Here is an 11,962-nt window from a genome sequence, read left to right on the forward strand (position 1 = left end):
ATGAAAGACATCGGATTCATCGGGCTCGGCACCATGGGGCGTCCGATGGCGAGCCACCTCCTGGCTGCCGGCTATCGCCTGTTCCTGCACGACGTCGTACCGCTTCCGCCCGAACTGATCGCGGCCGGTGGCATCGCTTGCGAGTCCGGCAAGCAAGTCGCGCAGGAAGCCGACGCCGTGATCATCATGGTGCCGGACACGCCGCATGTCGAAGCCGTGTTGTTCGGCGAGGGCGGCGTCGCGGAGGGCGTCTCCAAGGGCATGATCGTGGTGGATATGAGCTCGATCTCGCCGCTCGCCACCAAGGAGTTCGCCCGCAAGATCGACGCGCTCGGCGCCGACTATCTCGACGCGCCGGTGTCCGGCGGTGAGGTAGGCGCGAAGGCGGCAAGCCTGACCATCATGGTCGGCGGGCGGGAGCGGGCGTTCAACGCGATGAAGCCCGTGTTCGAGACGATGGGCAAGAACGTCACCCATGTCGGCGGCAATGGCGACGGCCAGACCACCAAGGTTGCGAACCAGATCATCGTGGCGCTGACCATCGAGGCGGTGAGCGAGGCCCTGCTGTTCGCCTCCAAGGCGGGTGCCGATCCGGCGCTGGTGCGCCAGGCTTTGATGGGCGGCTTCGCCTCGTCCCGGATCCTCGAGGTGCACGGCGATCGCATGATCAAGCGCAACTTCGATCCCGGCTTCCGCATCGAGCTGCATCAGAAGGATCTCAACCTCGCGCTGGAAGGCGCGCGGGCACTCGGCTTGTCGCTGCCAGGTACAGCCGCCGCCCAGCAGCTGTTCAACACCTGTACCGCGCTTGGCGGCAAAGCCTGGGACCATTCGGCGATATTGAAGGCGCTGGAAGTCATGGCCGGGCACGAGGTCGCGGCTGCCTGAGTGTCTCAGGCAGCAATCAACGGCCTGCCCTTTGTGATGATATGAACTCTCGCGGGGAGGGGGCGTCGCACCAGCGCGACGAACCCCACATCCTCAACGGGGACTTTCGCTCCTTGACACGGTAAGTAAAAATATTATTACATGCCGGGATGGGAGAAACGAGCTGATGTTGCAGACAAAGCGAAGCTATGGCGGCATGGTGACCGCGCCGCACCACCTGGCAGCGCAGGCAGGCCTTGCCGTGTTGTCGGAAGGTGGCAATGCCATCGAGGCGATGATCGCCTCGGCCGCGACGATTGCCGTGGTCTATCCCCACATGAACGGCCTTGGCGGCGACAGCTTCTGGCTCGTCGGCCGCGCCGGCTCGATGCCGGTCGGGATTCAGGCGTGCGGCCGCTCTGCGATGGCGGCCGACCGCGACTGGTATCGCGCGCGTGGCTGCAGCAGCATTCCCGGCCGCGGCCCGCTCGCCGTGCTCACCGTCGCCGGTACCGTCGACGGCTGGCAGAAGGCCTATGAACTCAGCCGCGATCGTCATGACGGCCGCTTGCCGCTGGCGCGGCTGCTCGAGCCCGCGATCCGCCATGCCGAAGACGGCGTCGCCGTCACCAGCACGCTGCATGAAAACATCCGCAAGAAGCGGCATGAGCTCGAAAGCGTGCCCGGCTATGCCGAGGTCTATCTGCCGCAAGGCAGCCCGCTCGCGGTCGGTTCGCGGCTGCGGCAGCCGCGTGTCGCCGAGACGTTGCGGCGTTTGGCCAAGGCCGGGCTGTCTGATTTCTATCGCGGCGAGCTGGCGCGTTCGATGGCGGCCGACCTCGAACGGGTCGGCAGCCCGCTGCGACTGGCTGATCTGGAGCGGCATCAGGCATCGCTGGTGACGCCGCTCTCGGTCGAGGTGTCCGGACACAAGGTCTACAACATGCCGCCGCCGACGCAGGGGCTGGCCTCGCTGTTGATCCTGGCCCTCTACGCCCGGCGCATGGCTGAGGAGGCCGATGGCGTCGATCATCTGCACCGGCTCGTCGAATGCACCAAGGCTGCGTTCCGGATTCGCAACGGCCATGTCACCGATCCCGACTACATGAAGCGCGCGGCCGCTGAATTCCTGTCCGAGCAATCGCTCGCCGCGCTTCACGAAACGGTATCCGACCGCCGCGCCGCGCCGTGGCCCGATCCGTCCAAGCAGGGCGATACGGTGTGGCTCGCAGCGACTGATCGCAATGGGCTCAGCGTCAGCTTCATTCAAAGCGTCTATTGGGAGTTCGGTTCGGGCGTCATCCTCCCCGAGACCGGCGTCACCTGGCAAAACCGCGGGACGAGCTTTGGCCTCGGCGAAACCGATACCAACAGGCTGGATCCGGGACGCTTGCCGTTCCACACGATCCAGCCGGCGATGGCCGAGCTCGGCGATGGGCGGCTGATTTCCTATGGCACGATGGGCGGAGAGGGGCAGCCGCAGACCCAGGCTGCGATCTTCAGCCGTTACGCCATGCACGGCCAGGAGCTGCAGACCGCGATCACGGCGCCGCGCTGGCTGCTCGGTCGCACCTGGGGCGAGGAAAACAACAATTTGAAGATCGAATCCCGCTTCGATCCCGCGATTATCGAACGGCTACGCGTGCTCGGCCACGACATTCAGGTGAGCGGCCCGTTCGAGGAGTTCATGGGACATGCCGGCGCGATCGTCTGGCATCCGGATGGCCTGATGGAAGGGGCCAGCGATCCGCGCAGCGACGGTGTCGTTGCGACCCGCTGACGGGCATTGCCCGCGCATGATCCGCACGATGCTGCTTCGTGCGGATCGCTCGTTAGCGGGATGGTTTGCCGGCCCGAGCGGTCGTCTTCGATCCGGCGGACTTGGACTTGCGTTCCCCGATGGGAGCCGTCAGCCAGGTCAGGATCATGTCCTGCGCATGCTCGCGGCGCAGCGCAAGCCAGTCCGAATCGCCGAGGTCCTTGTCGAACATCGCCGACAGCGTGTAGCGGTTGGACACGTGGAAATAGCTCATCGCCGTGATTGAGACGTAGAGCTGGATCGGATCGACGTCACCGCGAAACAGGCCGGCTGCCACGCCGCGCCGCAGGATGCTTTCGATGCTGGCAACCAGGGGCAATGTGAGGTCGGCAATCTTGCGCGACTTGCGCATGTTGCGGCCGCGCTGAAGGTTCTCGGTGTTGATCAGGGCGATGTAGTTCTGGTGCTGACCGAAGAACGTGAAGGTGAAATCGATCAGCTCGCTCATCGCGGCGATCGGCTCGAGATCATCCAGCTTGAGCTGCTGTTCGGCCGCGCGGATCTCGGTGTAGACGTCCTCGAGGACCGCGATGTAGAGCCCGTTCTTGTCGCCGAAATAGGCGTACAGCAGGCGCATGTTGGCCTTGGCGCGCTGCGCAATGGCTTCGACGCGTGCGCCGCCGAGGCCATTGTGGCAGAACTCGAAGGTCGCCGCGCGCAGGATCGCCTCCTTGGTAAGCGCGGAGTCGCGCGGGCGTTTTCCGCGGGTGGTACTGCGGGTGGGGCTGGTCTGTGCTGTCGTCTCTGTCACGGCGTCAACCTTGCCTGGGCTCGGGTAGTCACGCAAGGCAGGTCCGCATCAGGCCACATCAGGCAGCGGTCCGGTTCCCGGCGCAAGCAGCTGGGATTGAGATCGGCATTACGGCTGTTCGTCAAGGGCGATTCCTCCCTGTTCACTGCTTCCGGGCGCCTTCGGTCACCATCACGCCGCCACGCGCGACGAGTCGGCCGGCCTTGTAGACATCGCGCGGCTTGGGACGAGCCACCACGGCTTCCTGGACATGCCGTGCGTCCAGCACGACGAAATCCGCCACCCCGCCGACGGTGAGGCCGTAATCCCCGAGGCCGAGCGCGCGCGCTGCGTTGGCCGTCACCATGTCGAAGGCCGCGGCCAATTGATCGTCGGTGTTGAACCCGGAGCGATAGCCGACCATCATTGCGCGTTCGAGCAGGTCGCCGTCGCCGTAAGGCCACCAGGAATCGCGGATGTTGTCGTTGCCGGAGAACACGGTGACGCCGGCATCGCGCAGCAGCAACACAGGCGGAAACGGACGCGCGCCTGGGGCATTGGTGAGAATGGCGACACCGGCCTCGGCGAGCTGCTGCGTGGTCCGTTGCACCACGTCAACAGCCACTTCGCCGAGCGCATAGGCATGACTGATCGTGACCTTGCCGCCAAGGCCCGACGCCTTGGTCCGCCGCGCGATCTCCTCGATCTCCGAGATGCCCTGCAGACCGCCGTCATGCAGGTGAATGTCGATGCCGACGCCATGCCGCCCGGCAATGCCGAAGATGACGTCAAGATGCCCGGCGACGTCACCATCATGGCTTGCGGGATCAAGTCCGCCGACCAGGTCGGCGCCGGCGCGAACGGCTTCCTCGAGCAATTCGGCCGTACCGGGCGATGTCAGGATGCCGCTCTGGGGAAACGCGACGATCTGGATCGAAACCTTCTCGCGATGCGCCTCACGCGCTGCCGTGATCGCCTCGAAGTGCCGCAGGCCGACCTCGGCATCGACATCAACATGGCTTCGCATGTGGGTCGTGCCTTGCGAGACGCAGAGGTCGATCAGGGCTGCTGCCCGAACGGCGATCGGCCTGGCGCCGGCGAGCGCTTCCTTCTCGAATTTGACGCGCTCGCGCACGCTGAAGCCCGCGGTGCAGGGCCGATGCGGCTTCCAGTCGTCGCCGATGAAGCATTTGTCGAGGTGGATATGACCTTCCACCATGCCGGGGAGCACCAGGCGCCGGCCAAGATCATGGGTGACGCCGACTGCGCCGTGATCTTGCCGGGATGACGTGATGGCGACGATCTTGCCGCCGCTGACGGCGATGTCGACAAGCTGACCATCGGTCAGCCGCGCGTTTCGGAATAGTGTGTCGATGGCGGTCAATTGAAGTCTCCGGCTTCTTATGTCGGCACGATGCCGTCGGGCAGGGCGCGGGAAAATGCCGCGATCTCGCCGGCGGTGGTGATCCAGATGTCGTCGCGCTGTGCGACGATCGCCTGCAGCGCGCGCCGCAGCGGCCGCAGCCGATGCGGCTGGCCGACCAGGTACGGATGCAGCGCGATGCCCATGACCAGCGACTGCCTGGCGGATTGCGCCAGCATTTCCTCGAACGTGTCCGTGATCATGGTCGCGAACTGCTCGCCGCTGTCCTTGCGTCCGACAATCGCGGGGATGTCGTTGAGTTCCTGTGGATAGGGGACGGACAGGATGCGCCCGCCACCCCGTGTCGAGAACCACACCGGCTGATCGTCCATGCACCAGTCGAGCAGGTAGTGGTAGCCCGCCTCGGCGAGCAGGTCCGGCGTGACAGCGGATTGCGAGATCCACGGACCGAGCCAGCCGAGCGGCCGTCGTCCCTCGGCGCGCGCGATGATATCGGTCGCCTCCTCGATCAATCGCTGCTCATCGGCAGGGGAGAGCACGCCCTGGCGTTCGGAATTGGTCCGGCCATGGCCGACCACCTCGTCGCCGCGCGCGCGAAAGGCGTCCATGACTTCCGGGCAGTAGTGATAGATGCTGCTGTTCGCGAGCACCGAGAGCGGCAGCTTCAGTTCGTCGAACAGATCGATCAGCCGCCATACGCCGACCCGGTTGCCGTAGTCGCGCCAGGCGTAATTGAGGACGTCCGGATGCGGACCGCCCGCGCAGAGCTCGGCGCCAAGCCCGTCGCCGAACGCGAAATGCTCGAGGTTGAGCGCGATGTAGACTGCCAGCCGCTTGCCGTTCGGCCACACGAAATCGGGGCGGCGCGTGATCGCACTGTAGCGGTAGCGGTCATGAGCGACGAGACCGCGTGCTGGATCAGGTGTTTGCGCAGATGTTGCATCGCCGGGAACGCCACGCGAAGCGGCTCGCTCCGGTTCCTTTCCAATCTCCCGCTGCATCGCAATCTCCATTCGGCCCGCGATCGGCCGCTTGACATTCGCCAATTTGTGAAGAAAGTTTTTACTTCCGTCAAGGCCGCGGAAACGGCGGCAGCGGACCAGAGGCGGCTCGGGAGCCGTCGGATCGGGAGGAATTGCAGAAATGAGCTACGCTTGTACCCCCATTACCGGGCTGTGCCGCCGCGTTGTCTTGCAGGGCGCGCTCGCCATTCTCATCGGCTCGCTGCCGCTTGCGGAGCGGGCGCGGGCTGCCGACCCGATCAAGATCGGCCTGGTCACGGCGCTGTCGGGGCAGTCGGCGCGCGCCGGCGAAGCGTTGACCCGCGGCGCCACGATCGCGATCGAGGAGATCAATGCGAAGGGCGGCGTGCTCGGCCGTCCGCTGGAGCTGGTGCGCCGTGACGATGAGAGCAATCCGGCGAAGGGGCTGACCGCCGCGCGCGAACTGATCCAGCGCGAGAAGGTCGCGGTGCTGCTCGGCGGTCTCGACACGCCGGTCCAGCTTGCGATCGTGCCGTTCGTCAACAACGTCAAGATGCCGTTCGTGGTGCCATGGGCCGCCGGAACCAACATCACGCAGAACGGAGCTGCGTCCAACTATGTGTTCCGCGTCTCGGCGATGGACGACGAGGTCGACAAGGCGATCGTTGCGTTCGCCGGCAAGACCTTCGCCGCCAAGAAGCCGGGCCTCATCCTCGTCAACAATCCCTGGGGCGAATCGAACGAGCATGGCCTGCGCGCCGCGCTGAAGGCGGCGGGGATCGAACCGGCCGGTGTCGAGAAGTTCGAGGCGAACGACGTTGACGTCGTCGCGCAATTGTCCCGGCTCAAGCAGGCCGGCGCCGACTCGCTGTTCCTGGTCGGCAATGTCGGTCCGTCCTCGCAGGTGGTGAAATCGCTCGACCGGATGAGCTGGGCGCCGCCGATCGTGTCGCATTGGGGACCGGCCGGCGGCCGCTTCACCGAGCTCGCCGGGCCGAGCGCCGAGAGCGTCGTGTTCGTCCAGACCTACAGCTTCTTCGGCAACCTCTCGCCGGTCGGCAAGCGCGTGCTCGCCGAGTTGCAGGCGAAGTATCCGGATATCAAGGGGCCCGCGGACGTGACGCCTGCGGTCGGCTTCGCCAATGCCTATGACAGCGTGCAGGTGATCGCCGGCGCGATCCAGAAGGCCGGCAGCACGGATCCGACCGCCATTCGTGACGGCTTCTACGGGATCGACAGGCTGGAAGGCCTGATCAAGACCTATGAGAAGCCGTTCGCCCAGAACAAGCACGATGCGCTGACGGCGCAGGACTACATCTGGGCCCACTTCGAAGACAACCACATCCTGCCGTTCAAGAACTGACGGCAGCGGTCGTCCAGCAAGTAGATCGGGGTGATCATCGATGTCGTTTCTTTCGGCGGTAATAACCGGAATGGCGCTGGGGAGCATGTACGGTCTGCTCGCGCTGGGCTTTCACGTCACTTACGCCGTGTCCGGCACGGTCAATTTCTCGCAGGGCAGCTCGATGACCCTGGGGGCCGTTGCCGGATACTTCTTCCTCGTCGTGTGGGGCTGGCCGGTCGCGATCGGTATCCCCGCGGTGCTATTGGTCTGCGCGGTTTACGGCGTTCTGATCGAACGCTTCGCGGTTCGTCCGTTCGTGCAGCGCGGGTCGGACAACTGGCTGATGGCGACGGTTGCGGTCGGCATCATCGTCGACAATGTGATGCTGTTCGTGTTCGGCAAGGAGCCGCGCAGCTTCCCGTCGGTGCTCGCGGCCAAGCCGATCCAGATCGTGGAGGGGGCAGGGGTCTACCCGCTGCAGCTCCTGATTCCCGTGGTCGGCCTGCTGCTTGCCCTGGCGCTGCATCTGATCAGCCGCCGCACGCGGCATGGCGTCGCGATGCTTGCGGTGGTGCAAAATCCCAATGCCGCACGGCTGATGGGCATCAATGTCAGCGGCGCCATCGCCGCGAGCTACGCGGTGTCGGCGATGCTGGCGGGCGTCGCCGCGCTGCTGATCGCGCCGCTGCTCAATGTCTCCTCGGAGATGGGCACGCTGTTCGGCATCAAGGCGTTCGCCGCCGCGATCATCGGTGGTCTCGCCAGCGCCTGGGGCGTCATGCTGGCCGGACTGTGCCTTGGCCTGATCGAGGTGTTCGCGACCAACTATCTCGGGTCGGTCTACACCCAGATCATCACGTTCGCTTCCGTCATCGTCATCCTCGTCATCATGCCGCACGGGCTGCTCGGCCGAGCTGGAGTTAAGAAGGTATGATTTCTCGCGCCTCTCTTCTTATCGCGGCCGCGGCGTTCGCGATTGCCATCGGCTATGCCGCGGTCGCGGACAGCTACGCGGTGTTCCTGATTGCGACGATTTCGCTGACCGCGATCGCCTGCATCGGGCTCAACGTCCTGCTCGGCCTCGCGGGCCAGATCTCGCTCGGACATATCGGCTTCATGGCGATCGGCGCCTACACCACGGTGCTGCTGATGGAGAAGGCCGGCTGGCCCTACCTCGCCGCGACGGCGGGCGCCATCGTGCTGGTCAGCATCGTCGGCGGGCTGCTTGCGCTGCCGGCGCTGCGCGTGCGCGGGCCGTATCTGGCGATGGTGACGATTGCGTTTGGCTTCATCGTCGAACATGTCACGATCGAGTGGCGCGATCTCACCGGCGGCGGCAACGGCCTGATGCTGAGTGCGCCACCGAGCGTGTTCGGCTACGCGCTGTCCGAGCGCTCGCTGGCCATCGCCGGCATCGTGCTGGTGTTTGCCGGCCTTTTCCTGTTCGAGCGGTTGAAGCGCAGCGGCTGGGGCTATGCCATGCGCGCGGCCCGCGATACCGAGGTCGCGACGCGCTCGCTGGGCATCGATCTGGTGCATGTGCGCGCCGTGGCCTTCGTGATCTCGGCGGCCGCGATGGCGCTGGCCGGCGCGCTGTTCGCGCCGCTGCAGGGCTATATCAGCCCGAGCTCGTTTCCGTTCCTGCAATCGGTGCTGCTGTTGTTCGGCGTGATGGTCGGCGGCGCCGGCTCGGTGCTCGGCCCGGTGATCGGCGCCGCGCTGGTCGTGCTGCTGCCGGAAGCGCTGTCGGACCTCGCGGAGTATCGCCTGCTGGCCTTCGGCGTGTTGCTGTTCGTCGTGCTGCGCGCCGCGCCCTCCGGCATCGTCGGGCTCGCGGAGCAGCTCGCGGCAAAATTCCTGCCGGCGCGCAAGCCCGGGGCCGAGTCCGCAATCGCGCCGGCGCTTGCCGATGCGGCGATCCTCGAAACGCACAACGCGGCCGGGCTCGACGTGACCGATCTCTCGATCTCGTTCGGCGGTGTGCGCGCCGTGCAAGGCGTCTCGTTCAAGGCGGCGCCCGGTGCCGTCACCAGCATCATCGGCCCCAACGGCGCCGGCAAGACCAGCGCGCTCAATCTGCTCTGCGGCTTCTACCGGCCGCAGGCGGGAACGGTGATGCTTGGCGATCGCGATGTCACGGGCATGACGTCGCATTTGCTGGCGCGGGTCGGCGTGGCGCGCACCTTCCAGACCACGCAGTTGTTCGGCTCGCTCACGATCCTGGAAAATATCCTGCTCGCCGAGCGGGTCGGCCGTCTCGGCGGCATCGTCTCTGCGTTGCGCAACGCGGAGACCGAGGGGTTCGCCCGGTTCCTGCTGCGCTTTTCCGGCGTCGACGGCGACGTCGACCGGCTTGCGGATTCGCTGTCGCATGGCGAGAAGCGGCTGGTCGAGATCGCGCGCGCGCTCGCGCTGCGGCCCCGCATCCTGCTGCTCGACGAGCCCGCGGCGGGCCTTTCGAAGGGCGACAAGCAGCGCCTGACCGCGCTGTTGCGGCGGATCGCCGATCTCGGGATCGCCGTCATCATCGTCGAGCACGACATGCCGATGATCATGTCGCTCAGCGATCTCATCGTCGTGCTCGACGGCGGCAAGCGCATCGCGATCGGCGATGCGATGGCGATCCGCAACGATCCGGCGGTCCGCAAGGCCTATCTGGGCGATGCCACGTCGGGCGAGAAGAGCCGTGCGCCGCGGCCGGTGCGGCAGGGCACTGCACTCGAGGTCAAGGCACTCGACTCGTTCTATGGCCTGTCGCGCGCCCTGAACGGGATCGATCTGGTGGTCGCGCCCGGCGAGGCGGTTGCCGTGCTCGGCGCCAACGGCGCCGGCAAGACCACCCTGATGCGGTCGATCGCAGGGCTCGAACCGCCGCGATCCACCGGCGAAGTCCGGCTCGCCGAGACGCGCATCGACACGATGCCTGCGCATGTTCGTGCCCGCTCGGGCGTCGTGCTGGTGCCGGAAGGACGGCAGGTGTTTCCGGAACTGACGGTGAAGCAGAATCTTGAGCTCGGCGCCTATGCGCGCAAGGGCCTCGACCTCGATGCCGAGATCGAGGCGATGTTCGTGCGCTTCCCGCGGCTGAAGGAGCGCATCGACCAGCGTGCCGGCCTGTTGTCCGGCGGCGAGCAGCAGATGCTCGCGGTGGCGCGCGGGCTGTTGACCGGGCCGAAGATCTTCATGCTGGACGAGCCGTCGCTCGGTCTCGCCCCGCTCGTCGTCGATGAACTGTTTGCATCCTTTGAGCGGCTGCGCAGTGAGGGCATGACCATCATGGTGGTCGATCAGATGGCAGGCCATGCGCTCGCGTTGGCCGACCGGGCCTATCTCCTGGAGACCGGCGCGATCCTGAAGAGCGGCGCCGCCGACATCATCGCCGAGGATCCGCTGCTTGAGGCGGCCTATCTGGGCGGCGAGGCCCAGGCCGGCGCAGCGCAGCGGTTCGCGGCGCAGGCACGCTGAGGGAGGCGAGGGCGGATGTTGGTCGGAGGCCGCGAAGCTGAAGGAAGGCAGGCCGGTCGCATGGGCGCACCGGACGAGCGGCGTCCCGGGTCCGCACCGACCGTCTGTGATCGTGTCGAAGTGGGGCTGCTTGCCGACCGGGCGCTTCGCGATCGCGCCGCGGGGCAGGTCGTCGCCGTGTTCGAACGTTCGTTCTACGCCGTCATCGACGGGATCTGGATTTGCGTCGGACAGGCCGGCATCGGATCGGGTCCATTGCACGTGCTCGGCGATTTCCGATGGCCGCGACTTGTGGTCGGCGATCCCGTGCGGGTCGCCGACTCCATGCTGTGGATCGCAGGCGTGCCGCTGGCAAATCTCGCCTCGCGGACGATCTGGGCGCCGCGCGCCGCACCACATTGGTCGGTCGGCAGCTTGCAACGCGGGCTTGATGCGGTCGATACGGTGTGGGTCGATAAGCTAACGTCGGAAGGCCTCGCCGTGCTCGGCTCCGGACGTGTTCCGGGCGATGCGTCTCTGCTCGTTCGCGCTGCCATGCCCGGTCTCGCCGCGCTGGAGCGAATCCTGTCGGGCTCGGATCCCGATGCGGATCGGGACGCAGGACTTGGCAGCTTGATCGGTCTCGGGCCGGGGCTGACGCCGTCCGGTGACGATTTGATCGGCGGCGCGCTGATCGCGCTGGCTGCGCTGGGGCGCACCGAATGCCGCGATGCATTGTGGGAACAATGCCGTGCGCTGCTCGACGGCACCAATGACATCAGCCGAATCCATTTGCGGGCGGCCGCGCTGGGTTACGGCGCGGCAGCGCTGCACGCCGCCATTCATGCAACGATGAGCGGCGAGGGCGCCGGATTTCGTCGCGCGCTCACGGCCCTCACGGCGATCGGGCATACATCCGGACTGGATGCATTCGCGGGCAGTTTGATCGTCCTGCGCCATGAACTTGCGGCATGAACTTCGCGGACGATGATGCCGCTATCGATCAAGTTTTGAGTTCTCCCAAACTGCTCCGAACGAAGTTCGGAGCATTTTTTTAGCGGGATTCCGTCCGGGCCAAATCGACGAAGGGACAGCGAAGAGAGATTTCGCATTTCCCGAGAAATCGGTCTTGACTAAGTAAGTGTTTTCTTATTAGCTCGACAAAACGAAAACGAACTTTAGGGCGGAGACGATGACGGATCAGGATAGGCCGCAGTATCAGCAGTTGCTGGCGCGCAAGGTCGAGGTCGTGAATGTCGGGCTTGAGGGGTTCGTGAAGGACCTCCGCGACTGCGACATCGGCGTCGTTCACGTCGACTGGAAGCCGTCGGCGGGCGGCGATCCGCAGATGGCGGCCCTGCTCGCGAAGCTCGGTGTGTGAGGGCGCACC

At 65.9% G+C, this 11,962-nt stretch carries 10 protein-coding genes; 7 read left to right on the forward strand and 3 right to left on the reverse strand.

What is annotated here, in order from left to right:
• Both FBZ93_RS32345 and FBZ93_RS32350 read left to right on the forward strand, forming a co-directional pair.
• Window positions 1-888, forward strand: coding sequence for a 2-hydroxy-3-oxopropionate reductase (locus FBZ93_RS32345; RefSeq protein ID WP_146991468.1), 888 nt, complete (start codon window positions 1-3; stop codon window positions 886-888).
• Window positions 889-1,054: 166 nt separating this feature from the next.
• Window positions 1,055-2,647 (forward strand): gamma-glutamyltransferase family protein, encoded by a 1,593-nt coding sequence (locus FBZ93_RS32350; RefSeq protein ID WP_146991469.1) that lies wholly within the window; start codon window positions 1,055-1,057, stop codon window positions 2,645-2,647.
• A gap of 52 nt (window positions 2,648-2,699) precedes the next feature.
• Here the strand turns inward: FBZ93_RS32350 and FBZ93_RS32355 are convergent, their stop codons facing one another.
• The 3 genes from FBZ93_RS32355 to FBZ93_RS32365 form a co-directional block, all read right to left on the reverse strand.
• Window positions 2,700-3,437, reverse strand: coding sequence for a TetR/AcrR family transcriptional regulator (locus FBZ93_RS32355; protein ID WP_146991470.1), 738 nt, complete (start codon window positions 3,435-3,437; stop codon window positions 2,700-2,702).
• Window positions 3,438-3,579: 142 nt separating this feature from the next.
• Window positions 3,580-4,800, reverse strand: a complete 1,221-nt coding sequence (locus tag FBZ93_RS32360; RefSeq protein ID WP_146991471.1) for an amidohydrolase family protein — start codon at window positions 4,798-4,800, stop codon at window positions 3,580-3,582.
• A 17-nt stretch (window positions 4,801-4,817) separates the two neighbouring features.
• A complete protein-coding gene (locus tag FBZ93_RS32365; RefSeq protein ID WP_146991472.1) occupies window positions 4,818-5,801 on the reverse strand; it encodes a polysaccharide deacetylase family protein in 984 nt (327 codons plus the stop codon).
• A 142-nt stretch (window positions 5,802-5,943) separates the two neighbouring features.
• Between FBZ93_RS32365 and FBZ93_RS32370 the strand changes: the two genes are divergently transcribed.
• From FBZ93_RS32370 to FBZ93_RS32390, 5 genes are all read left to right on the forward strand, one after another.
• A complete protein-coding gene (locus FBZ93_RS32370) occupies window positions 5,944-7,146 on the forward strand; it encodes an ABC transporter substrate-binding protein (RefSeq protein WP_146991473.1) in 1,203 nt (400 codons plus the stop codon).
• Window positions 7,147-7,186: 40 nt separating this feature from the next.
• Window positions 7,187-8,062 carry a branched-chain amino acid ABC transporter permease gene (locus tag FBZ93_RS32375; RefSeq protein WP_146991474.1) on the forward strand — a complete coding sequence of 292 codons (876 nt, stop codon included), beginning with the start codon at window positions 7,187-7,189 and terminating at the stop codon, window positions 8,060-8,062.
• Entirely contained in the window at window positions 8,059-10,593 is a 2,535-nt protein-coding gene (locus FBZ93_RS32380; protein WP_146991475.1) for a branched-chain amino acid ABC transporter ATP-binding protein/permease, read from the forward strand. Before FBZ93_RS32375 ends, FBZ93_RS32380 begins: the two co-directional genes overlap by 4 nt.
• Before the next feature lie 60 nt (window positions 10,594-10,653).
• Window positions 10,654-11,547, forward strand: coding sequence for an oxamate carbamoyltransferase subunit AllH family protein (locus FBZ93_RS32385; protein ID WP_146991476.1), 894 nt, complete (start codon window positions 10,654-10,656; stop codon window positions 11,545-11,547).
• A gap of 217 nt (window positions 11,548-11,764) precedes the next feature.
• Window positions 11,765-11,953 (forward strand): hypothetical protein, encoded by a 189-nt coding sequence (locus tag FBZ93_RS32390; protein ID WP_050420843.1) that lies wholly within the window; start codon window positions 11,765-11,767, stop codon window positions 11,951-11,953.
• The last annotated feature ends 9 nt before the right edge of the window (window positions 11,954-11,962 follow it).

It is taken from the genome of Bradyrhizobium macuxiense, assembly GCF_007993935.1.
GTDB classification, from domain to species: Bacteria; Pseudomonadota; Alphaproteobacteria; order Rhizobiales; family Xanthobacteraceae; genus Bradyrhizobium; species Bradyrhizobium macuxiense_A.